The organism is Klenkia marina (genome assembly GCF_900101025.1).
Classification (GTDB): domain Bacteria; phylum Actinomycetota; class Actinomycetes; order Mycobacteriales; family Geodermatophilaceae; genus Klenkia; species Klenkia marina.
The window spans coordinates 211,955-234,786 of the sequence record NZ_FMUH01000003.1 but is presented as its reverse complement, the minus strand read 5'-3'; the positions used below and the strand labels follow the sequence as shown (position 1 = coordinate 234,786).

21 protein-coding genes are annotated in these 22,832 nt (G+C 74.5%); 12 read left to right on the top strand and 9 right to left on the bottom strand.

What is annotated here, in order from left to right; all coding sequences use genetic code 11:
* Nucleotides 1-14: 14 nt before the first annotated feature.
* Nucleotides 15-320 (bottom strand): hypothetical protein, encoded by a 306-nt coding sequence (locus BLP29_RS10770; RefSeq protein ID WP_133379124.1) that lies wholly within the window; start codon nt 318-320, stop codon nt 15-17.
* A gap of 165 nt (nt 321-485) precedes the next feature.
* Here BLP29_RS10770 and BLP29_RS10765 point away from each other — a divergent pair, with 165 nt between their 5' ends.
* On the top strand, nt 486-1,736 hold the full coding sequence (locus BLP29_RS10765; protein ID WP_133379122.1) for a hypothetical protein: 1,251 nt from the start codon (nt 486-488) through the stop codon (nt 1,734-1,736).
* Nucleotides 1,736-2,641, top strand: coding sequence for a hypothetical protein (locus tag BLP29_RS10760; RefSeq protein WP_092803907.1), 906 nt, complete (start codon nt 1,736-1,738; stop codon nt 2,639-2,641). Before BLP29_RS10765 ends, BLP29_RS10760 begins: the two co-directional genes overlap by 1 nt.
* 2 nt (nt 2,642-2,643) lie before the next feature.
* Here the strand turns inward: BLP29_RS10760 and BLP29_RS10755 are convergent, their stop codons facing one another.
* On the bottom strand, nt 2,644-3,573 hold the full coding sequence (locus BLP29_RS10755; protein ID WP_092803904.1) for an LLM class F420-dependent oxidoreductase: 930 nt from the start codon (nt 3,571-3,573) through the stop codon (nt 2,644-2,646).
* 116 nt (nt 3,574-3,689) lie between these two features.
* Here BLP29_RS10755 and BLP29_RS10750 point away from each other — a divergent pair, with 116 nt between their 5' ends.
* From BLP29_RS10750 to BLP29_RS10735, 4 genes are all read left to right on the top strand, one after another.
* A complete protein-coding gene (locus tag BLP29_RS10750) occupies nt 3,690-4,997 on the top strand; it encodes a hypothetical protein (protein WP_092803901.1) in 1,308 nt (435 codons plus the stop codon).
* 98 nt (nt 4,998-5,095) lie between these two features.
* Nucleotides 5,096-6,040, top strand: coding sequence for a lipoyl synthase (gene lipA, locus BLP29_RS10745; protein ID WP_092803898.1), 945 nt, complete (start codon nt 5,096-5,098; stop codon nt 6,038-6,040).
* Between the two features lie 39 nt (nt 6,041-6,079).
* On the top strand, nt 6,080-6,886 hold the full coding sequence (locus tag BLP29_RS10740) for a DUF4191 domain-containing protein (RefSeq protein ID WP_092803894.1): 807 nt from the start codon (nt 6,080-6,082) through the stop codon (nt 6,884-6,886).
* The gene (locus BLP29_RS10735) at nt 6,883-8,025 is read left to right on the top strand and encodes an aminotransferase-like domain-containing protein (RefSeq protein ID WP_243469863.1); all 1,143 of its coding nucleotides are present in this window, start codon (nt 6,883-6,885) and stop codon (nt 8,023-8,025) included. The genes BLP29_RS10740 and BLP29_RS10735 overlap by 4 nt, the downstream gene beginning before the upstream one ends.
* Before the next feature lie 42 nt (nt 8,026-8,067).
* On the opposite strand, the gene BLP29_RS10730 is transcribed toward BLP29_RS10735, so the two are convergent.
* Complete coding sequence (locus tag BLP29_RS10730) at nt 8,068-8,487, bottom strand: RDD family protein (protein ID WP_092803891.1); 420 nt, start codon at nt 8,485-8,487, stop codon at nt 8,068-8,070.
* A 121-nt stretch (nt 8,488-8,608) separates the two neighbouring features.
* Here BLP29_RS10730 and glnA point away from each other — a divergent pair, with 121 nt between their 5' ends.
* From glnA to BLP29_RS10715, 4 genes are all read left to right on the top strand, one after another.
* Complete coding sequence (gene glnA / locus BLP29_RS10725) at nt 8,609-10,045, top strand: type I glutamate--ammonia ligase (RefSeq protein ID WP_092803888.1); 1,437 nt, start codon at nt 8,609-8,611, stop codon at nt 10,043-10,045.
* 128 nt (nt 10,046-10,173) lie between these two features.
* Nucleotides 10,174-11,709, top strand: a complete 1,536-nt coding sequence (locus BLP29_RS21775) for a GAF domain-containing protein (protein WP_165839356.1) — start codon at nt 10,174-10,176, stop codon at nt 11,707-11,709.
* A gap of 151 nt (nt 11,710-11,860) precedes the next feature.
* On the top strand, nt 11,861-12,034 hold the full coding sequence (locus BLP29_RS21020) for a hypothetical protein (RefSeq protein ID WP_165839355.1): 174 nt from the start codon (nt 11,861-11,863) through the stop codon (nt 12,032-12,034).
* 46 nt (nt 12,035-12,080) lie between these two features.
* A complete protein-coding gene (locus tag BLP29_RS10715) occupies nt 12,081-13,100 on the top strand; it encodes an iron-containing redox enzyme family protein (RefSeq protein ID WP_092803885.1) in 1,020 nt (339 codons plus the stop codon).
* A 5-nt stretch (nt 13,101-13,105) separates the two neighbouring features.
* Here BLP29_RS10715 and BLP29_RS10710 read toward each other — a convergent pair whose 3' ends face one another.
* The 6 genes from BLP29_RS10710 to BLP29_RS10685 form a co-directional block, all read right to left on the bottom strand.
* Nucleotides 13,106-13,375 carry a CDGSH iron-sulfur domain-containing protein gene (locus BLP29_RS10710; protein WP_092803882.1) on the bottom strand — a complete coding sequence of 90 codons (270 nt, stop codon included), beginning with the start codon at nt 13,373-13,375 and terminating at the stop codon, nt 13,106-13,108.
* Between the two features lie 29 nt (nt 13,376-13,404).
* On the bottom strand, nt 13,405-14,547 hold the full coding sequence (locus tag BLP29_RS10705) for an LLM class flavin-dependent oxidoreductase (protein ID WP_092803879.1): 1,143 nt from the start codon (nt 14,545-14,547) through the stop codon (nt 13,405-13,407).
* A gap of 77 nt (nt 14,548-14,624) precedes the next feature.
* Entirely contained in the window at nt 14,625-17,717 is a 3,093-nt protein-coding gene (locus BLP29_RS10700; RefSeq protein ID WP_092803876.1) for a bifunctional [glutamine synthetase] adenylyltransferase/[glutamine synthetase]-adenylyl-L-tyrosine phosphorylase, read from the bottom strand.
* Nucleotides 17,714-18,433: a type 1 glutamine amidotransferase gene (locus BLP29_RS10695; protein ID WP_092803873.1), complete on the bottom strand. Its 720-nt coding sequence runs from the start codon at nt 18,431-18,433 to the stop codon at nt 17,714-17,716. Before BLP29_RS10695 ends, BLP29_RS10700 begins: the two co-directional genes overlap by 4 nt.
* Before the next feature lie 10 nt (nt 18,434-18,443).
* Complete coding sequence (locus tag BLP29_RS10690) at nt 18,444-19,784, bottom strand: glutamine synthetase family protein (RefSeq protein ID WP_092804818.1); 1,341 nt, start codon at nt 19,782-19,784, stop codon at nt 18,444-18,446.
* A gap of 70 nt (nt 19,785-19,854) precedes the next feature.
* Nucleotides 19,855-21,087, bottom strand: a complete 1,233-nt coding sequence (locus BLP29_RS10685; protein WP_092803870.1) for a L,D-transpeptidase — start codon at nt 21,085-21,087, stop codon at nt 19,855-19,857.
* 181 nt (nt 21,088-21,268) lie between these two features.
* Between BLP29_RS10685 and panB the strand changes: the two genes are divergently transcribed.
* Together panB and BLP29_RS10675 are read left to right on the top strand one after the other, a co-directional pair.
* Entirely contained in the window at nt 21,269-22,144 is an 876-nt protein-coding gene (gene panB / locus BLP29_RS10680; protein WP_243469862.1) for a 3-methyl-2-oxobutanoate hydroxymethyltransferase, read from the top strand.
* A gap of 81 nt (nt 22,145-22,225) precedes the next feature.
* Nucleotides 22,226-22,798 (top strand): hypothetical protein, encoded by a 573-nt coding sequence (locus BLP29_RS10675; protein ID WP_092803867.1) that lies wholly within the window; start codon nt 22,226-22,228, stop codon nt 22,796-22,798.
* Nucleotides 22,799-22,832 lie beyond the last annotated feature (34 nt).

Below are 22,832 nucleotides of genomic sequence, written 5' to 3'. Positions count from 1 at the left end.
GTCACGGGGCGAGGTTACCCCGCACCGGTGCCCTGGCCGTAGCGGGAACGCAGGTCGGCGGCCAACCGGGCCAGCTGCGCGCGGGCGGCGGGGTCGGTGAACTCGACGGCCGAGCCGAACCCGGCCAGCTCCAGGGCCACCACCTCGGCCACCGGACCGAGGACCACGGCGGGCACGCGGCCGTCGTCCCCGGGCTCGCCGACATCGACCAGCCGGTGGGCCAGCAGCCGGCGCAGCCGCGGGAGCGCCACCGGCTCGGCCAGCAGGCGGGTGCGCTCGACGTGGCGGTGCTGCTCGGACGCATCCTGCCGCCGGCGCACCGTCCGGCGGAGTTCCCGTTCGGCGACGAGGTGCCGGCGCCCGCCGACGCCACCCCGTTGGAGGCCATGGTCGCCTGGCTGGGCCGGGACACCCGCTGGACCCCTGAGGTCGTTCCGCACCGGGCCAGTTCCGCACCGGGCGGACCCGTCGGGCACCCTGTCCGGGTGAGCGACGACGACCCGGTCCACGCCGCCCTCGCCGAGCGGCTCGGCGACGACGCGGCCGCCGGCCTGCTGCGTCGCCTGCGCGGCTTCTCCAACCACCCCAACGCGGTGAAGGGGGCCGCGAAGCTGGACGCCGGCCCCGACGTCGCGGCCGCCGCGCTGGCGGTCGTCGAGAACCCCGCGCTCGCCTCGCCGCTGGGCCTGGCGGCCGAGCCGCTGATGTGGCCGGCCCCGGAGCTGTGGCCGCTGCTCACGCTGGCCGCACGCGCCGACGTCGGGGTGGTGGACCGGGTGGCGCCGCTGTTCGTCGGCCAGGCCTACGCCGACCGGTTGTTCCGGGCCATCCGGCGAGCGGCGGGCACGGCGCCCGGCCCCACGGCCCCGGGGACGGCCCCGGAGACGACTCAGCCCGACGTGCCGCAGAAGCTGTCCGAGGTGAACCGATGGGTCGCCGCGCACCCCGACGTCGACCCGGCCGTGCTCGGCCCGCGCCCGGGCCAGCGGGCCGCGGCCCGGGTGGCCGCCGTCCGGGCGCTCGGGGCAATCGGCACCCCGGCGGCCCTGGCGGTGCTGAGCGACTACGCCGCCGACCGGTACCCCGACGCCCTGCTGGCCGAGCTGCACCGGGCGTGGGACCGCTTCGACCGACGGGTCTTCGCGGCCACGATGTTCCGGCCGGGGCGCGTGGACCTCGGAGTCGCACGCAGCATCGAGGGCATCGGCGCGGTGCCCGGCCTCACCGGGCTCACCGTGGTGCTCGAGGGCGGCGCGGACCTGGCACCGCTGGCCGAGTGCACCGCGCTGCGCACCCTCGCGGTCGGCGCCGAGGGCGAACCGGGGCTGCGGGGGGTCGAGCCCGTCGTCGACCTGCCCGACCTGGTCGAGCTGCAGCTGACCCGCACCACCCGCCACGCCGACCTGGCCCCCCTGGCGCGCAGCGGCGTGCGCCGGCTGCGGATCGACCTCGACGGCGCCGACGCCGACGTCCTGCTCGCGATGCCTCACCTCGAGCGGGTGCTGGTCGCCGACGACTCCCCCGCCCCCGACACCGGGGCCGTCCTCGCCGACCTCGTGCGCCGCGGCGTGCAGGTCACGGTGTACGCCCACCAAGCCGGGGGCTTCCCGCTGCTGGTGGAGTCCGGGGCCTCCGACCTCGTCGTGGTCGAGCAGAGCGGCTACGTCGGCGTCACCGCCGACCCCGGCACGGCCGGGGACCTGCGCAGTCGCCTCGTCTCGAACGTCGTTCCCTGATGGCCGACGACGACACCATCGTCGACGCCCCGCCGAGGAAGATCGTGCGCGCCGTCGAGCAGATGGTCGACCTGCCCTGGCCCGAGGGCGACGAGGAGCTGTCGTGGGACCTCCAGGGCCTGGAGGGCGAGACCACCTGGCTGTTCCACGCCCTGCCGCTGGCGCACCGGGCCGGGAAGGCGGCGAAGGTCCTCGGCCGGCAGCTGCGGCCGCTGCTGGACGAGCGCTTCGGCCTCCGCCTCCACTTCCACGTCGACCGCCCCGCCGGGGGCCGCGAGAACGACCGGCACCGCACGGTCGCGCGGCTGGTGCGGTCGATCGAGACGAACGTGGCCGACTGGTGGCGGCACGACGGGAACGCCGTCCTGCTGCTGGACTCCACCGCGTCGGCCCCGCACGACGACCGGCTGCTCGTGGTGGTGCTCCCCGACCAGTGGATGGGGCCGCCCGGTGCCGAGGAGCTGGCGCTGCGGTCCCCCGTGGTGCAGGACCTGCTGTCCCGCGACCCGGGCCGGGTGATCAGCGCGGCGTGGACGCTGCTGGGCACCCGCGACCCCGCCGTCCTCACCCCGGTGCTGACCGCGGTCGACGCCATCGAGGACGCCACCGCCGGGCTCCGCCTCGGCGGGGCACTCGCGTCGAACGCCGGCCACCTCGCCTCGGGCCTCGAGCGGGCACGCACCCTGGGCCGGGGCGAGTGCCTGTGCACCTGCTACCCCGGCCACAGCTTCTACGAGCCCGACCGCGAGCAGGCGAAGGGGTACGTCCGCGTGGTGGGCACGGTGCCCGACGAGCGCCAGTGGGTCGACGACAGCATCTGCGAGTGCACGAACTGCGGCCGGCGCTACCAGGTCGAGCACGGCGAGGGCCACTACCCGTGGTGGCGGTGGGCCCCGCTCGGCTGAGGTCACCCCAGCTGCGGGGCCACCTGCGCCGCGACCAGGTCGAGGTGGTCGAGGTCGGCCAGGTCGAGCACCTGCAGGTAGACCCGGGTGGCCCCGGCCTCGGCGAACCGCCCGAGCGTGTCCACCGCCTGTGCCGGCGACCCCGCGACGCCGTTCGCCCGCAGTTCGTCGACGTCGCGCCCGATGGCCGCCGCCCGCCGGGCAAGCTCGGCGTCGGTCGCCCCCACGCACAGCACCAGGGCCGAGCTGAGGGTCATCGTGGCCGGGTCCCGCCCGACGTCGGCGCAGGCGGCCCGCACCCGGTCGAAGAGCCCGGCGGCGTCGGCCGCGGAGGTGAAGGGGGTGTTGAACTCGGCGGCGTACCGCGCGGCCAGGGCCGGCGTGCGCTTGGCGCCGCGGCCGCCCACCAGCACCGGGATGCCCCCGGGCTGGACCGGCTTGGGCAGAGCCGGTGAGTTCGTCAGCACGTAGTGCTCGCCGGCGAACGAGAAGTTCTCCCCCTCACGTGTCGACCACAGCCCGGTCACGACGGCCAGCTGCTCGGCGTACCGGTCGAAGCGCTCGCCCAGCGACGGGAACGGGATGCCGTAGGCGGTGTGCTCGGCCTCGAACCACCCCGAACCCAGCCCCAGCTCGACCCGGCCCCCGCTCATCTGGTCGACCTGGGCCACCGAGATCGCCAGGGGGCCGGGCAGCCGGAAGGTGCCGGCCGTCATCAGGGTGCCCAGCCGGATGGTGCTGGTCTCGCGCGCCAACCCCGCCAGCGTGAGCCATGCGTCGGTCGGCCCGGGCAGGCCGTCCCCGCCCATCGCCAGGTAGTGGTCGGAGCGGAAGAAGGCGTCGAAGCCGGTCTCCTCCGCCCGCCGGGCCACGGCGAGCAGGTCGTCGTAGGTCGCGCCCTGCTGGGGCTCGGTGAACACGCGCAGCTGCATGGGCCCAGGTTGGCAGTCCCCCGGTCGCGCCGCAGGTCACACCCAGGTGCTTCAGGGTGTGGGCGGGCCCCGTTGCGGGCAGGATGGCCCGAGACGATCAACTCGGAGGTGCGTTCGTGTTCCGCAAGAAGAGCCATGCCCAGGTCATCGGCGAAGAGCTGCAGGAGGGCCTCGCGCACATCGGTTCGGCGGTCAGCGAGGCGGGCCGGGCCACGGCCGAGCACCTCGGCCCGCGCTACGAGGCCGCCGCCAAGAGCGCGCAGAAGACCCTGGAGAAGGACGTCGCCCCCCGCCTCGAGGCCGCCGTCGCCGCGGTGTCGCCCAAGCTCGAGGCAGCCCAGAAGTCCCTGGCCCCGCGGCTGGAGAACGCGCAGAAGGTCTACGAGAAGGACGTCGTCCCCCGCCTCGAGGCCGCCCGCGAGGCCGCCGCCGCCGGGGTGGCCACCGCCGGGCCCAAGCTCGCCGAGGCCCGCGACACCGCCGGGCCCAGGCTCGCCGAGGCCGCCAAGAGCGCGCAGAAGACCTTGGAGAAGGACGTCGCCCCCCGCGTGCAGGCCGCCGTGGCTCCGCGCCTGGAGGCCGTCCGCGACGCCGCCGGCCCCGCCCTGCACAGCGCCCGCGGCAGCGTGGTCGCCAGCCTCGAGACCGCCCGCGGCGAGCTCGAGCACCGTCGCGCCGAGCTGGCTGCTGCTGCGGCCACCGCCGGTGGCACCGTGGCCGCGGCCGCCGAGGAGGGCGGCAAGCGCACCCGCAAGGCGCGCAAGCAGGCTGCGAAGCGGGCCCAGGCCGTGAAGAAGCAGGCGACGTCCGGTCGCTCCGACGCCGTCGCCGCCGCCGAGGCCGCCCGCGACCTGGCTGCCGCCCGTGTGGCCGAGCTGCGGTCGGCGGCCGAGGCCAACCGCAAGGCCGTCACGAAGAAGGCCGACAAGCTGTCCAAGAAGGCCGAGAAGCGCCGCAAGTCCCTCGCCAAGGCCGCCGCCCAGGCGACCAAGGACACCCGCAAGCAGACCCACGAGCTCGCCCAGCGCATCGGCGTGGAGAAGAAGCCCCGCCGCTGGCCCTGGCTGCTGCTCGCCCTGGGCGTCGGCGGCGCCGCCTTCGCCGTCGTCCGCCGGGCCACCGCGTCGGAGGACCCGTGGACCCCCGCCCCCACCGGTGACGGTCCGGTGCCCGCCTACCGGGAGGACCCCGTGCCCACCGACTCCAGCAACCCCGCCGACACCTCCGTCGAGGACACCGAGGGCGGCAAGGCCGTCTCCACCGCCGAGGACGCCCCCGGCGACGCCACCCCCGAGAGCACCGACCTGGGCTGGCGCGACGGCAAGCACCACGACGCGCAGTCCGAGTCGCCCGACGCCGCGCCCCAGGTCAACCCGGTCCCGACCGAGGAGACCCTGAACAAGCCCCCGCTGGGTCGCGAGTAGCCAGGCCCGCAGCGCCGACGCCGAGGGGCGTCCCGGGTTCGCCCGGGGCGCCCCTCGGCGCGTCTGCGGTGCGGCCGCACAGGCGTACCTTGATCGGCATGAGCGCCACGATCGAGCCGGCCGGCCGCAAGCTGCTGCGCCTGGAGGTCCGCAACTCCCAGACCCCGATCGAGCGCAAGCCCGAGTGGATCAAGACCCGGCTCAAGACCGGCCCGGAGTACACCGAGCTGAAGTCGCTGGTGAAGCGCGAAGGCCTGCACACGGTCTGCGAATCGGCCGGTTGCCCCAACATCTACGAGTGCTGGGAGGACCGCGAGGCCACCTTCCTCATCGGCGGCGACCAGTGCACCCGGCGCTGCGACTTCTGCCAGATCGACACCGGCAAGCCCGCGGACTTCGACCGCGACGAGCCGCGCCGGGTCGGCGAGAGCGTCGCGTCGATGCAGCTGAAGTACGCCACGATCACCGGCGTCGCCCGCGACGACCTGCCCGACGGCGGCGCCTGGCTGTACGCCGAGACCGTGCGCCAGATCAAGGCCCAGGTGCCCGGCTGCGGCGTCGAGCTGCTGATCCCGGACTTCAACGCCGACCCCGACCAGCTGGCCGAGGTCTTCTCCTCTCGCCCCGAGGTGCTGGCGCACAACGTCGAGACCGTGCCGCGCATCTTCAAGCGCATCCGGCCCGGCTTCCGGTTCGAGCGCTCGCTGGCCGTCATCACCGCTGCGCGCGAGGCCGGCCTGGTCACCAAGTCCAACCTGATCCTGGGCATGGGCGAGGAGCCGCACGAAGTCACCGACACCATGCAGGCTCTGCACGACGCCGGCTGCGACCTGCTGACCATCACCCAGTACCTGCGCCCCAGCCCCCGGCACCACCCCGTGGTCCGCTGGGTCAAGCCGCAGGAGTTCGTCGACTTCGCCGCGCAGGCCGAGGAGATCGGCTTCCCCGGGGTGCTCGCCGGCCCGCTGGTGCGCAGCTCCTACCGCGCCGGCCGGCTCTACCAGCAGGCCGTCGCGGCGCGCGGGCTCACGCCGTCCATCTGAGCCGCGGGTCCCGCGGGGCGGGGCCGTATCCTCGGGCGCATGGCCCGCAGCAAGTCCACAGACACCCCGCCACCCACCGCGGCGAAGACCGGCAAGGGCGCCACCGCGTCCGGCAAGGGCGACAAGGCGGTCAAGCTGGGCAAGGACGGCAAGCCCAAGGTCGGGCGCTGGAAGAAGTTCACGACCTCGCTGGGCCAGATCAAGCAGGCCTACAAGCTCACGTACAAGAACGACCCCAAGCTGCCGTGGGTCATGCTCATCGCCTTCGTGGTCGTGGCCGCGGTCATCGAGCTGATCGCGATCCTGTTCGGCGCACCGCTGCTGTTCCTGCCCATCGCGGTGCTGCTCGGCGCGCTGGCCGCCCTGGTGGTGTTCAGCCGGCGGGCGCAGGGCTCGGCCTACCGCCAGGTCGAGGGTCAGCCGGGGGCCGCCGCGTGGGTGCTCGAGGGCATGCGCGGTGACTGGCGGGTCACCTCCGGCGTGGCCGGCACCCCGCAGCTGGACGCCGTCCACCGCGTGCTGGGGCGCCCGGGCATCATCCTGGTCGCCGAGGGCGTCCCGCAGCGGGTGCGCCCGCTCATCGCGCAGGAGAAGCGCCGCATCGCCAAGGTGGTCGGCGACACCCCGATCTACGACATCACCGTCGGCGACGACGAGGGCCAGGTGCCGCTGAAGAAGCTGTCCTCGCACGTGATGAAGCTGCCCCGCAACCTCGACGGCGCCGAGGTCAACAGCCTCGGCAAGCGCATGAACGCCCTCGGCGGGGCCCGCATGCCGATCCCCGGTGGCCCCATGCCCGGCGGCAAGCAGATGACCGTCAGCCAGCGTCAGATGCGTCGTCGGTGACCGGCGCCGTGCAGGACACCACCGTCCGGGGCAGCGAGGCCCGTCCGGTCTCCTTCGCCCGTGGGGCGCCCTCGGTCGACATCGTCGACGTCGAGGGCCTGCAGCAGGCCGCCCAGGACGCCTTCACCGCCGACCCCGCCGGCATGACCGGCTACGGCACCGCGGTGGGCTACCTGCCGCTGCGTGCCTGGATCGCGGCCAAGCACGGCGTCCCCGTCGAGCACGTGCTGGTGACCAACGGGTCCATGCAGGCCGACGCGTTCCTCTTCGACGAGCTGGTCACCCCCGGCACCACCGTGCTGGCCGAGCGGCCCACGTACGACCGCACCCTGCTGGGGCTGCGCGAGCGCGGGGCCGACGTCCGGCTGGTGACGCTGGAGGAGGACGGCATCGCCGTCGAGGAGGTCGCCGAGCTGCTGGCGCAGGGCGTGCGCCCGGCGCTGCTGCACGTCATCCCGACCTTCCAGAACCCGGCCGGGTACACGCTGTCGCTGGCCAAGCGCGAGCGGCTGGTCGAGCTGGCCCGGCAGCACGACTTCGTCGTGTTCGAGGACGACCCCTACGTCGACGTCCGGTTCAGCGGCGAACCGCTGCCCCGGATGCTCGAGCTCGACGGCGGGGCGGCCAGCGAGCACGTGGTCTACGCCTGCTCGTTCTCCAAGACCATCTGCCCGGGCATCCGGGTGGGCTACCTGGTCGGGCCCCCGGCGATCATCGACCGCGTGCGGGTGCGGGCCACCGGCACCTACATCGCGCCGAACATGGTCGCCCAGGGCATCGTGCACGCCTACCTCACCGGCGAGCGGTTCCCGGCCGCCCTGGAGCGCGTGAAGCAGGCCCTCGGCGAGCGGGTCGGCGAACTCGACCGGGCGCTGCGCGAGCACCTGCCGCAGGCCTCGTTCCGGCGTCCCGAGGGCGGCTACTTCCTGTGGGTGTCGCTGCCCGCGTACGAGGGCCACGACGTCGCCCGCATCGTCGCCGAGGCGGCCGCCCGCGGGGTGGCCATCGTGCCGGGCACGGACTTCCTGCTCGAGGGCGGGGAGAATTCGTTCCGGCTGGCCTACTCCGCCGTCCAGGTCGGCGACGTCGACTCCGGCGTGCGCCGGTTGGCCGAGGCCGTGGCGGCCGCGCGCGGCTGAGCCGCCGACGACCCGAGCCGCCCGCCGACGCCGACGGGCGGCTCAGGTCGAACGGATGACCGCAGTCGAGGTGAGCCGGTCGTGCAGGCCGCGGCCGTCGCTGTCGACCACCAGGGCCGGCACCAGGAGCATGAGCAGCGCGGTGCGCACGACCGCGCGCCACACCGCCACCCGCTCGCCCTGCCGGGGGTGGGCCAGCTGCAGCTTGAGCAGCGCCTGACCCGGGGTGCGGCCCACCAGCACCAGCGAGACCGCGGTGATCAGGCCGAAGGAGAGCAGGCTCCAGTTCTGCGGGATGCCCTGCACGACGGCCGCCGCGACCACGGCGGCCAGCAGGGCGTCGACCACGAAGGCGACCGCGCGGGTGCCGAACGGCGCGATCGACCCCGGCCCCTCGGCCGGCAGCCCCAGTGCCGCTCCGCGTGCGCGCCCCTGAGAGGGTGAGGACCCGTCCCTGACCATGCCGTCAGGGTAGTGACGACACGCGGGGCCGGTGTTACCGCGCGGAAACATGCGGGACACCGGAGGGCAACCGCCCGCTCGTAGCTTCGCTGTCGGCCGCCCGCCCACTCCCGGAGGATCGATGTTCAACTCTCCCGACGAGGTCAGCAAGTACATCAAGGACAACGACGTCAAGTTCGTCGACGTCCGGTTCTGCGACCTCCCCGGCGTCATGCAGCACTTCACCATCCCCGCGGAGACCTTCGGCGAGGACACCTTCGCCGACGGGCTCGGGTTCGACGGCTCCTCGATCCGTGGCTTCCAGGCCATCAACGAGTCCGACATGCTGCTGCTGCCCGACGCGAACAGCGCCTTCGTGGACCCGTTCCGCACGTACAAGACGCTGAACGTCAACTTCTTCATCCACGACCCGATCACGCGCGAGGCCTACTCCCGCGACCCGCGCAACGTGGCGAAGAAGGCCGAGGCCTACCTGGCCAGCTCGGGCATCGCCGACACCGCGTACTTCGGCCCCGAGGCCGAGTTCTACGTCTTCGACTCGGTGCGCCACAACACCTCGGTCAACGAGGGCTACTACCACATCGACGCGGTCGAGGGTTCCTGGAACTCCGGCTCGCTGACCGGCGAGAACGGCGTCGGCCCCAACCTGGGCTACAAGACCCGGATGAAGGGCGGCTACTTCCCCGTCGAGCCGACCGACCACCAGAGCGACCTGCGCGCGGCCATGATGATGAACCTGGCCAACGCCGGCCTCGAGCTCGAGCGCGGCCACCACGAGGTGGGCACCGGCGGTCAGGCTGAGATCAACTACAAGTTCGACACGCTGCTGCGCTCGGCCGACAGCCTGATGCTGTTCAAGTACATCATCAAGAACACCGCCTGGGCGCACGGCAAGACCGCCACCTTCATGCCTAAGCCCCTCTTCGGCGACAACGGCTCGGGCATGCACTGCCACCAGTCGCTGTGGAAGGACGGCCAGCCGCTGTTCGCCGCCGAGACCGGCTACGCGGGCCTGTCGGACATGGCCCGCCACTACATCGGTGGTCTGCTCAAGCACGCCCCGTCGCTGCTGGCCTTCACCAACCCCACGGTGAACAGCTACCACCGCCTGGTGCCCGGCTTCGAGGCCCCGATCAACCTGGTCTACTCCGCGCGCAACCGCTCGGCCTGCACCCGCATCCCGATCTCGGGCGACAACCCGAAGGCCAAGCGCATCGAGTTCCGCGTGCCCGACCCGTCGGCCAACCCCTACCTCGCCTTCTCGGCGATGCTGATGGCCGGCCTCGACGGCGTGAAGAACAAGATCGAGCCCCCGGCGCCGGTGGACAAGGACCTCTACGAGCTGCCGCCCGAGGAGGCCCTGGGCATCGAGAAGGTGCCCGCGTCGCTGGACGCCGTCCTCGACCGGCTCGAGGTCGACCACGACTACCTGCTCGACGGTGGCGTGTTCACCCCCGACCTGATCGAGACCTGGATCGAGTACAAGCGGGAGAACGAGATCACCCCGATCCGTCTCCGCCCGCACCCGCACGAGTTCGCGATGTACTACGACATCTGATCCCTGTCGCCCCGACGGCCCCCGACCTCACCGAGGTCGGGGGCCGTCGTGGTCCCGGGGTCGACTGCATCCGGAACGGCTTCTGCCGATACGGATGGGGCAGGTCGCACCCGATCCAGGAGGACACCGTGTTCCGTCAGTCGACCCCGAGCCCGGCCGTCGAGACACCGCGAGACGTCGAGGCGCTGGAGCGGGTGATCGAGGTGCTCGACGCCGGCGTGGTCGACGAGCGCGACGCCTACCGACGCACCACCGAGACCCTCGTCGCCGAGCTGGGCCTCTGCTACGGCGCCATCTGGCTGCCCGACGGGGAGCACCTCGTGGTGGCCGGGCAGTACGGGCCCCTCGTGCCGGCCATGGCGCAGGCGCCGGGCTCCCGGGGGGAGCAGGTGGCCCGGACGGTCGGCTTCGGCGGGGTCGCGGTCCGCACCGGCAAGCCGGTGGTGCTGGACGACTCCAGCGACGGGGACGCCTGCCTGCGCTGGCAGGCCGCCGTGCGCGGTGGCGCCACCCAGGGCTGCGTGCTGCCCGTCGTCGAGGGCGGCGCGGTCGTCGCCCTGCTGGAGTACTACTCGAGCACCCCCTTGCCCTTCTTCGGCGGCCGGGGCACGAAGTGGCAGGCGCTGGGTCGGCTGATCGCGCACGCCCGCCGCGCGGCACTGGCCAGCGCCGCGCTGCAGGAGACCGTCGACGACCGCAGCGCGGTCACCACCGTCGTCCGCTCGGTCGGCGAGGCCACCGACGCGCGCTCGGCCCTGCGCGCGGCGCTGGAGTCGGTGCGCACGGCCTTCGGGTGGGCCTACGGCTCGTACTGGGCCCTGGACCCGCAGACCCGCACGCTGCGCTTCGACACCGAGTCCGGCTCCGCGGGCACGGAGTTCCGCGAGGTCACCCTGGCCGCCAGCTTCGCCGAGGGCGTGGGCCTGTCCGGGCGCGCCTGGCGGGCCCGTGACCTGGTCTTCGTCCGCGACCTGGCCGAGCTCACCGACTGCGTGCGCGCCCCGGCGGCGCAGCGGGCCGGCGTCCGGTCGGGCGTCTGCTTCCCCGTCGTGGTCGGTGGCGAGGTCATCGGCACGATGGACTTCTTCACCACCGCCACCATCGAGCTGTCGGAGTCGCGCTCGTCGGCGCTGCGCAACGTGGCCCAGCTGGTCTCCCAGCGGCTGGACGGGCTGCACCGGGCCGAGCGCGACGCGGCCAACGCCCGTGCCCTGTCGGAGACCATCGGGCGGCTGCGCCAGGCCGCCGACGACGCCGGGCGGGTGGCCGACGCCGCCGTGGCGCAGGCCCGGGCGATGGCCAGCGAGGTCGACGCCCTCGACGAGGCGTCCACCTCGGTCGGCGACGTCATCCGGATCATCAGCCGCATCGCCGACCAGACCAACCTGCTCGCGCTGAACGCCACCATCGAGGCCGCGCGCGCCGGCGAGCTGGGCCGCGGCTTCGCCGTCGTCGCCAACGAGGTCAAGGAGCTGGCCCGGGAGACCGCCGGGGCGACCCAGCGGGTGTCCGAGCAGATCACCGGGATGCAGGAGACCACCCGCTCGGTCTCGGCCGGCATCCTGTCCACCAGCGACGAGATCGCCCGGCTCGGCGACGTCCAGGCCCGGATGAACGACGTGCTGGAGGAGCAGGCCCGGATGGCGGCGGCCTTCGACGCCTGAGGGCACGGGTGTGGACGGCGCGGCGGCGACCCGTCCACGCCGGCGTCCGGATCTGACCTGATCGGCGCCCGCGTTGGTCACGCTTTGCCGACGAATCGACAAATCCCCTCGTTGTAACTTCAAGTACCGATCCGACCACGAGGAGCTACCGATGACCCGCACCGCCGTCCGCACCAGCCGTCCCGAGCTCGTCGGCGACGAGAGCTGCGCCTGCGGGCCGCGCTGCGCGCTCACCGGACCCTGCCTGGACGCGGCGCTGACCGACGAGCGCTTCGGCCTGGTGGCCCGCTCCGTCCGCCGGCCGGTGCTGCAGCTGGCCTCCTGACGGCCGGGGAGGTTCCGGACCCCCGGGGAACGGGCATGGGGGGACGGTGCCTCTCCCCACCCCGCGCGGTCCGCTGTCCGACGCCCTCGTCACCGACCTGACCACCGGTGCGCTCCGCCCGAGCACGCTGGCCCTGGCCGACCAGGCCGCCGCCAGCCCCGTGCCGCTGGCCGACGACGACCTGCAGGTCGCGCTCTACACCTGCTACGAGCTGCACTACCGCGGCTTCCCCGAGGTGGACGACCGCTGGGAGTGGGACCCGCAGCTGCTGGGTCTGCGCGCCGTCCTCGAGGAGGCGTTCGAGGCCGCGCTGCACGACGCCGCGGACCCCTGGGTGCGCTCCTACGCCGCGGACGACGAGGGCGTCGACCGTCAGCTGACCGCGATGGTCGCCGCCGACGACGGCCCCTCGCTGTCCGAGCACATGGCCAAGCGCGCCGACGAGACCCAGTGGGCCGAGTTCCTCACCCTGCGGTCGGTCTACCACCTCAAGGAGGCCGACCCGCACACCTGGGCCATCCCGCGCATCACCGGCCGGGCCAAGGCCGCGCTGGTCGAGATCCAGGCCGACGAGTACGGCGGCGGGTCCCCGGTGCGCATGCACTCGGCGCTGTTCGGCCGGCTGATGCGCACCTTCGACCTCGACGACACCCACGGGGCGCACGTCGACGCCGCCCCCGCCGAGGTGCTGGCCACGCTCAACGCGATGAGCCTGCTCGGGTTGCACCGGCGGCTGCGGGGGGCGGTCGTCGGCCACCTCGCGCTCATCGAGATGACCTCGACGGCACCGAGCCGCCGGTACGCCTCGGGTCTGCGCCGGCTGGGCAAGGGCGACGACGCCACCCTGTTCTACGACGAGCACGTCGAGGCCGACGCCGTGCACGAGCAGGTCGCGCTGGTGGACATGTGCGGCTCGCTCGTCGCGGCCGAGCCTGCTCTCCACCCCGACGTCCTCTTCGGGGCCGCCGTGGCGCTGGAGCTCGAGTGCCGGGCCGGCGCCCGCATCCTGCAGGAGTGGACCGCCGGGCGGTCGGCCCTGCGTCCGCGGGTGGGCGTCCCGGCCTGAGGGCCTCAGTCGCCCCGCTGGTCCTCCTCCAGGGCGGCCAGCCGCTGGCTGGGCCGCTGCGACCGCGGGGCGCTGGGTGCGGAGAAGCCGGCCCGCTTGTGGCTGCCGTCGCAGAAGGGCTTCAGGCCCGACTTCCCGCACCGGCACAGCGCGACCACGTCGCGGCCCGGGTCGAACTCGACGCCGTCGGCGTCGACGAGCCGGAAGTCCCCCCGCACCACGAGCGGGCCGTCGCGGTGGGGGGTGATGGTCGCGGGTTCACGCTCGTCGGGCACCGACCACCCCTGCCCGGCCCCGACCGGCCTCAACCACGGGAGTCCCCCGCCGCCCCGCGGCCCCCGGCCGGGGACCGGCGATCACGCAGCGCCACCTCCTCGCGGACCAGCGGGATGACGTACCGGCCGACGTCGATGGCGTCGCCGAGCAGGTCGTAGCCGCGCATCGAGATGATGTCGACGCCGAGGTCGACGTAGTCCAGCAGCGCCGCGGCCACCGTCTCCGGGGTGCCGACCAGCGCGTTGGAGTTCCCTGCTCCCCCGCTGGCCTTGGCCGTCGGCGTCCACAGTGCGCGGTCGAACCGCTCGCCGCGCTCGGCGATCTCCAGCAGCCGTTGCGACCCGGTGTTCTCCGGCCCGGACGCCGGCGGGCGGGCGATCGACAGGGGCGAGCGCCCGTTGCCGTTGCGCATGGCCTCGATGCGGGCGACGGTGCGGTGCGCCTTCTCCCAGGCCAGCTCCTCGGTGGGCGCGATGATCGGCCGGAACGCCACCTGGATGCGCGGCATCTGCGTGCGGCCCGCTGCCCGGGCGGCGGCGTGCACCCGCTCGATCTGCTTCGCCGTCTCCTCCAGCGGCTCGCCCCACAGCGCGAAGACGTCGGCCTCGGCGCCGCCCACGGCGTAGGCGGCCTCCGACGAGCCGCCGAAGGAGATGTCGGGGCGCGGCTGCTGCACCGGGAAGGTGTCGGAGACGAAGTCGGCGAACCGGTAGTGCTCGCCGTCCCAGTCGAAGGGCTCGTGCGACGTCCACGCCTTCTTGAGGATCTGGATGTACTCCCGGGTGCGGGCGTAGCGCTCGTCCTTGGTGAGGTGGTCGCCCTCGCGCTGCTGCTCGTGGTCGGTGCCCCCGGTGATGACGTGCACCGTGAGCCGGCCGTCGCCGATCTGGTCCAGCGTCGCGACCGTCTTGGCCGCGAAGGTCGGGTAGCTGACGTTGGGCCGGTGGGCCAGCAGCACCTGCAGGGTGTCGGTGTGCGCGAGCAGCCAGGCCGCCGCCGCCGAGGGCTCGGGCGCACCGGAGCCGTAGGCGAACAGCACCCGGTCCCAGCCGAAGTCCTCGTGCGCGCGCCCCAGCCGGACCGTGTACTCCTTGTCGAAGCTGCCCCCCGAGCGCGGCGTGGTCTCCGAGCCGTCGTTGGTGGCGGCGATCCCGAGGAACTCGATCGGCACGGCGGTACCCCTCACGTGGTCGGTGCGTCCGTGCTGGGCAACCCCGCCGCCGCCCGCCGGTGTTCCCCGGTCGGGGATCAGTCGGGGTCGCGGCCGTAGAAGACGCGGTCGACCACGGAACGGGCGTGCCGGGTTGCCCGGCGGTAGTCGTCGACGAACTCCCCCGGGTCGACCTCCGCCGGGTAACCGCTCGCCCGGGCCACCCCGGAGAGCTCCAGGCCGGGCCTGGGCAGCTGGTCCCCGGCTCGGCCGCGCACCAGGAACACCGCGTTGCGCGCCCGGCTGGCCCGCTCCCAGGCCTCGCGCAGGGCCGCCGCGTCGTCGGCGGCGAGCACCCCGGCGTCCACCAGACCGGCGAGGGCGTCGATGGTGGGGGTCACCCGCAGCGCCGGGTGCTCGGAGGCGTGCTGCAGCTGCAGCAGCTGCACGGTCCACTCGACGTCGGCCAGCCCGCCCCGGCCCAGCTTGGTGTGGGTGGCCGGGTCCGCCCCGCGGGGCAGCCGCTCGCTCTCCACCCGCGCCTTGATCCGCCGGATCTCGGCGACCTGGACATCGGTGAGGCCCGCGGCGGGCCAGCGCAGCGGGTCGACCAGGGCGCAGAACTCGCGGCCCAGGTCGGCGTCCCCGGCGACGGGCTCGGCCCGCAGCAGGGCCTGCACCTCCCAGACCGACACCCAGCGCTCGTAGTACTCCCGGAACGCCGAGAGGCTGCGCGACATCGACCCCTGCCGGCCCTCGGGGCGCAGGTTGGCGTCGACCTCGAACGCCGGGTCGGGGGCCGGCTCGGCCAGCAACCGGCGCAGCGTGTGCGCGATCTGGTTGGCCGCCCCGGCCGCCCGCGACTCGTCGGCCCCCGGGCGGACCCGGTGCACGAACAGGACGTCGGCGTCCGACCCGTAGCTCATCTCCCGCCCACCGAGGCGGCCCATGCCGATGACGGCGACGTCCACCGGCACCTCGCCCAGCGGCACCCCGGCCTCGGCCGCCCAGCTGCGGCGCGCGGCCGACAACCCGGCCTCCAGCGTGGCGACCGCGACGTCGCGCAGCGCGATGCCCACGGCGACGACGTCGAGCAGGCCGAGCAGGTCGGCGCAGGCGATGCGCAGCAGCTCGGTGCGGCGCAGCCCGCGCAGCACCCGCACGCCCTCCGCCGCATCGGCGGCCCGGCCCACCGACTGCGTCCAGGCCGAGGTGAGCGAGGCGACCGGGCGGGGCACGAGCTCGTCGTCCTTGGCCAGCAGGCGCAGCGCCTCGGGGGTGCGGGTCAGCAGCCCGGCCACGTACTGGGAGGAGCCCAGCAGCCGGGCCAACCGTTCGGCGACCTGCCCCTCGTCGCGCAGCAGCCGCAGGTACCACTGGTTGCCGCCCAGGGCCTCGGACACCTGCCGGTAGGCCAGCAGCCCGGCGTCGGGGTCGGCGCAGGCGGCCAGGGTCTGCAGCACCACCGGCAGCAGGTAGCGCTGCATGGACGCCGAGCGCGAGACCCCGCCGGTCAGACCGGCCAGGTGCCGCAACGCACCCTCGGGGTCGGCGAACCCCAGCGCCCGCAGCCACACCCCGGCCGCCTCGGACCCCAGCGCCAGCTGCTCGCCGGGCACCCGGGCCACGGCCGACAGCAGCGGGCGGTAGAACAGCTTCTCGTGGATGCGGCGCACCTCGCGGGTGTGCAGCGCGAGCTCGGCCCGCAGCACGGCGACGGCGTCCCCGCGGTGGTCGGGCTTGTAGCCCAGCGACCGGGCCAGCCAGCGCAGCTGCGCCTCGTCGGTGGGCAGCAGGTGGGTGCGGCGCAGCCGCATGAGCTGCAACCGGTGCTCGACCGTGCGCAGGAACCGGTAGGAGGCGGTGAGGGTGGCGGCGTCCTCGCGGCCGACGTAGCCGCCCGAGGACAGCGCCAGCAGCCCGGGCAGGGTGCCGCCGGTGCGCAGCGTGGCGTCGACCCGCCCGTGCACCAGCTGCAGAAGCTGCACGCTGAACTCGACGTCGCGCAGCCCGCCGCGGCCCAGCTTGAGCTCGCGCCCGGCCTGCGCCGGCGGGATCAGCGACTCGACCCGGCGCCGCATGGCCTGCACCTCGCCGACGAAGCCGGGCCGGTCGCCGGCCTTCCAGACCAGCGGCCACAGGGCGTCGACGTACTCGTGGCACAGGGCCGGGTCGCCGGCGACGCCGCGCATCTTCAGCAGCGCCTGGAACTCCCAGGTGCTGGCCCACTGCTCGTAGTAGGACACGTGGCCGGCCAGGGTGCGCACCAGCTGCCCGGCCTTGCCCTCGGGGCGCAGGGCGGCGTCGACCTCCCAGGCCGCCTCGTGGCAGACCCGCATGAGCGTGGCGCAGACCTTCGCCGCGGTGGCCGTGGCGTCCGACTCGTCGGCCCCGTCGAGCGGCTCGGCGACGAACACGACGTCGACGTCGCTGACGTAGTTGAGCTCGCGGCCCCCGCACTTGCCCAGGCCGATCACGGCGATGCGGCAGGGGGTGGCACCCGCGGGCTGGTCGGCCACCGCGATCGCGAGCCCGGCGACCAGCACGGCCCCGGCGAGGTCGGCCAGCTCGCCGGCCACCTCGTCGGCGGTCACGGCGTCGCCCAGGTCCCGGCCGGCGACGGCCACCAGGGCCCGCAGGTAGGACCGGCGCAGGTCGCGCACCCGGGACGGCTCGGAGTCCGGGGCCGGGGTGCCCAGCCCCACGCCCCACGGCGGGTCGTCCGGGTCGGCCCCCACCGCGCGGAGCATCTCCTGCTCCAGGGCCAGCGGGGTCGGGCGCGCGAGACCGTCGTCGGTGTCGAGCACCGTCCAGTCCACGGGGTGGGCGACCAGGTGGTTCCCGAGCCCCGCACTGGCGCCCAGCACCGACAGCAGCCGAGACCGCAGGGTGGCCGAGCCGCGCAGCCGGGCCAGCAGGTGGGCGGCCAGCTCACCGCCGGGGTCCTCGCGGTCCAGCGCCTCGACCAGCCGGTCGAGGGTGAGCAGCGCGAGGTCGGGGTCGCCGGCCCGGGCCAGCGCCGAGACCACCGGGGCGGCCTCGGGGTCGGCGGGCTCGTTGCGGGCGAGGTCCCACAGGCCCAGCTCGGGCGAGGCGAGCAGCCGGGCGGCCTTCTCGCCGTCCTCGAAGCCGAAGCGGACCAGCCGGACGACGGCCGGGCGCGGGACCTCGACCGGGCCGGGGGCGGTCACGCCCGCGCGGTCGAGCGGACCAGCTCGGCGAACCGGCCGGCGAACGGCGCCCAGGTCTCCTCGATGTCGGGGTGGGCCGCGGCCGCCCGTGCGCTGATCTCGGCGACGTCGAGACCGCTGGCGGCGACCCCGACGGGGTCGTGCGCAGCCCAGGAGGCGGCGATCTCGGGGGTGGTCTCGATGTGGAACTGCAGGCCGTAGACCCGCCGGCCCAGCCGGTAGGCCTGCACGTCGCAGACCGGGTTGGCGGCCAGCACGACCGCGCCCTCGGGCAGCTGCTCGACCTCGTCGTGGTGCCAGGCGACGACGTCGGGCGACAGCGGCAGGCCGGTGAACACCGGGTCGGTCTCGGCGGCGTCGCGGCGGGCCACCAGCGTGGCGCCGACCTCGGGCCCGTCGGGCCGCACCCGGGTGCGGCCCCCTGTGGCCTGGGCGAGCAGCTGGGCGCCCAGGCAGATCGCCAGGGTGGGGACGTCGTCGGCCGCCGCGCGGGCCAGCAGCTCGCGCACCGGGGCCAGCTCGGTGGCGCCCTCGTCGAGGGAGGACTGCGGCCCGCCCAGCACCAGCAGCCCGTCGTGCCCGGACAGGTCGGCGGGCACCTCGTCGCCGGCGTCGAGGTGCCGTTCGTCCAGCTCCAGCCCGGCGTCGGTCAGCCAGCGCCCCAGCCGGGCCGGCGGGTCGGTGTCGGACGGGACGACGACGAGCAGACGGGTCACGCCGGCAAGGTTAGAGGCCGGGGAGGTAGCGCTGGAGCTCGAAGGGGGTGACGTTGCGCCGGTAGGAGTTGAACTCCTCCCACTTGTTGCGCAGGAAGAACTCGAAGACGTGCTCGCCCAGGGTCTCGGCGACCAGCTCGCTGCCCTCCATGGCCGTCAGCGCCTCGCCCAGGCTCACCGGCAGGTCGACGTAGCCGGCGGCGCGGCGCTCGGTGTCGGTGAGCGACCAGACGTCGTCCTCGGCCTCGGGCGGGAGCTCGTAGCCCTCCTCGATGCCCTTGAGCCCGGCGGCCAGCAGCACCGCGAAGGTGAGGTAGGGGTTGCACGCGCTGTCGGGCGAGCGCACCTCGATGCGCGCGGAGTTGGCCTTGGACGGCTTGTAGGAGGGCAGCCGCACCAGCGCCGAGCGGTTCGCCTTGCCCCAGGTGGCCGCGGTGGGCGCCTCGGTGCCGGCGAGCAGGCGGCGGTAGGAGTTGACCGTCTGGTTGGTGACGGCGGTGACCTCGCGGGCGTGGGTGAGCAGCCCGGCGATGAACTGCTTGCCGGTGGTCGACAGCCGCATGGGGTCGCCCGGGTCGTGGAAGGCGTTGCGGTCGCCCTCGAACAGCGACAGGTGGGTGTGCATCGCCGAGCCGGCCAGGTCGGTGAACGGCTTGGGCATGAAGGTGGCGTGCACCCCCTGGGCCAGCGCGACCTCCCGCACGACGTGCCGCAGCGTCATGATGTTGTCGGCCATCGACAGGGCGTCGGCGTAGCGCAGGTCGATCTCCTGCTGGCCCGGCGCGACCTCGTGGTGGCTGAACTCCACCGAGATGCCCATGGCCTCGAGCGCGAAGACCGCCTCGCGGCGGAAGTCGTGCGCCACGTTGTGCGTGGAGAGGTCGAAGTAGCCGCCGGTGTCGGCCGGCGTGGGCGGGGTGCCGTCGTCGGGGAGGTCCTTGAGCAGGAAGAACTCGATCTCGGGGTGGGTGTAGAAGGTGAACCCCATGTCGGCGGCCTTGCCCAGCGCCCGGCGCAGCACGTGCCGGGGGTCGGCCCACGCGGGGCTGCCGTCGGGCAGCGTGATGTCGCAGAACATGCGGGCCGTCTCGCTGACCCCGCCCTTGGCCGAGGGCATCACCTGGAAGGTGCCCGGGTCGGGCTTGGCGAGCATGTCGGACTCGTAGACCCGCGCGAAGCCCTCGATGGCCGAGCCGTCGAAGCCGATGCCCTCGGCGAACGCCGCCTCGATCTCGGCGGGCGCCACGGCCACGGCCTTGAGGTAGCCCGAGACGTCGGTGAACCAGAGCCGGACGAACCGGATGTCGCGCTCTTCCAGGGTGCGCAGGACGAACTCCTGCTGGCGGTCCATGGTCGGCATCCTGTCCTCCGCGCGTGAACGGCTCGTTACGACACCCCGGAGCCTGCCCCCTCGGGGTCGGTCAGCCGACGGCGGGGGCCAGCGCCGAGCCGGCCACCCACTGCTCCCAGCCGACGTTCCAGTCGCCGTAGCCGTCGGTCTCCGACAGCAGCGGACCGGCACCGGTCACCTGGACGACGTCGCCCCGGCCGAAGTTCGAGTAGAACCACCCGGCGTTCGCCGTCGACACGTTGAGGCAGCCGTGCGAGACGTTGCGGCGGCCCTGCTGGCCCACCGACCAGGGTGCGGCGTGCACGAAGATGCCCGAGTTGCTCAGCCGGGACGCGTACTCGACCTCGGTGCGGTACCCGGCCGGGTCGTCGATCGGGACGCCGTAGGTCGAGGAGTCCATCGTGTAGCGGCGCGACTGCTGCATGACCACGTAGGTGCCCGACGGGGTGGGGCTGCCCGGCTTGCCCAGCGAGGTGGGCATCGTCTGGACCAGCTGGTCGTCGACGTAGAGCCGCAGGGTCAGCTCGCCGGCGTCCACGACCCCGACCTTCTTGGGTCCGATGTCGAACTCGACGTGCTTGCTCGCCTGGCCGTGGATGCCGGCGCCCACGTCGACGCCGTAGGTGTCGACGTCGACGGCCACGTGGGTGTGCGCGGGCCAGAAGTCGGCCGGCCGGTAGTGCACGGTGCGGTCGGACAGCCACGACCACGAGCCGTCGACGTGCGGGCTGGTGACCACCGACAGGCGGCGCTCGACGGCGGCCCGGTCGGCGACGTCCTCGTCGAAGGTCACCGAGATCGGCTGGCCGACGCCGACGACCGGGGCGTCGGCGTTCGGGAAGACGGTGGGCATGGTGAGCGTGCGGGGGCTGACGGTGCCCACCGTGCCCTGGGCGCTGGTGGCGCGGCCGTCGGCGCCGGTGGCGGTCACCGCCACGGCGTAGGTGTCGCCGTAGCCGAGGTCCTCGCTGGCGGTCCAGGTGCCGGCCGCGGCGTCGAGCGCGCCGGCCAGCGGCACGCCGTCGGCGTCGGTGACCGCGACCGAGGTGAGGGTGCCGTGGCCGGCCAGCACCCGCAGCGGGGTGACCGGGTCGACGTCCACCGAGCCCAGCGGCGGGTCGACGCTGATCACCGCCGCCGGCACCGCCGCGGTGGTGGGTGCCGCGGCGGTCGTCGACGGGGCCGGGGTGTCCGCGTCGGCGTCGAGCCCGGAACGGCAACCGGCCAGTCCGGTGACCACGACGACGGCCAGCACGAGGGGCAGCACGGCGAGCGGGAGGCGACGGGCGCGGGTGACGGACATGGCGACCTCGGGACGTCGGGCAGGCGAGCGCGGTGCGGTGCGGTGGTGGACGGATCCAAGCAGCCGGAGGTGCCCGCGGGGCAGGTCCCTGCCGTGGAGGAACGACAGCGTTCCGGTGTCGATGCTGGCAGGTCTCGTCGGCCGGGGGCCAGGGTCCCGCCGCCGGGTGCAGGATGGGCGCGTGACCACGCCCTCGTCGTCCCCGTCCCCCGTCCCCTCGCCGGACGCGTCCGAGTCCGTGCTCTACGGCGGGGGCTCCCCCACCGCCCGGGTGCGCATCCACCACCTCCAGCAGGCCAAGGCCGCCGGCGACAAGTGGTCGATGCTCACCGCCTACGACACCTACGCCGCCCGGGTGTTCGAGGAGGCCGGCGTGCCGGTGCTGCTGGTCGGCGACTCCGCGGGCAACGTGGTCCTGGGGCACTCGTCGACCGTGCCGGTGACGGTGGAGGACCTCTTGGTGTTCACCAAGGCGGTCACCCGCTCGACCTCGCGGTCGCTGATCGTGGCCGACCTGCCCTTCGGCTCCTACGAGGCCTCGCCGGAGCAGGCGTTCGCCACCGCGGTGCGCATGATGAAGGAGGGCGGGGCGCAGGCGGTCAAGCTCGAGGGCGGTGCCCGGGTGGCGCCGCAGGTGAAGCTGCTGGCCGAGAACGGCATCCCGGTGATGGGCCACGTCGGGTTCACCCCGCAGTCCGAGCACGCGCTGGGCGGGTTCCGGGTGCAGGGCCGCGGGGACGCGGCCGACCAGGTGCTCGCCGACGCCCGCGCGGTGGCCGACGCGGGGGCCTTCGCCGTGGTGCTGGAGATGGTGCCGGCCGAGGTCGCCGCCCGGGTGACCGCCGAGCTCGCCGTCCCGACCGTGGGCATCGGGGCCGGGCCCGAGTGCGACGCGCAGGTGCTGGTCTGGCCGGACATGGCCGGGCTCAACGGCGGCCGGGTGCCGAAGTTCGTGAAGAAGTACGCCGACCTGCGCGGGGAGCTGCTGCGCGCCGCCCAGGAGTACGCCGCCGAGGTGCGCAACGGGGTTTTCCCGGGGCCCGAGCACAGCTTCTGACTCTTTCGGGCGGTTCAGCTGAACAGGATCGTCCGCAATGCCGATCCTGGTCGGGAACCCGCTCCCGAGAGGAACCCGACCGTGAAGTTCGACCGCACTGCCGTCATCGGCGTCGCCTCGGGCGTCGTCTTCCTGGCCGCGGTCGTCGGCGGGGTGGCCGCCAACGCCGCCCCCGGCGACCCGGGCACCGCGCCGGCCGCCGCCACCGCGGAGGCCGCACCCACCGCCGAGGCCGCCCCGACCGCGGCCACCGCCGAAGCGGCACCGGTGGCCTCGACCGCCGCTGCCGCGCCCACGGCCGACACCGCCGCGGTGGCGGCCCAGGCGCCGACCGCGGGCACCGCCCCGGTCGCCGGGACCGCACCCGTCGGGACCGCCGGCACCCCCGGCACCGCCGCCGGCACCGCCCCGGTCGCCGGGACCGCACCCGTCGGCACCGCCGGCACCACCGCCGGCACCGCACCGGTCGGCACCGCCGGCACGACCGCCGCCACCGCGCCGGTGGGCACCGCCGGCACCCCCGGCACGACCGCCGGCACCGCGCCGACCGGCACGGCGGCCCCCACGGCCGCGACGGCGCCGGTCGCCCCCACCGCGGGCGGCGGATGCCCGGCCGGCACCCTGCTCAGCCTGGGCCTCTGCGTCAGCCTCTGACGGCCGGTGGCCCCGCCCCCGCGGGGCCACCGTT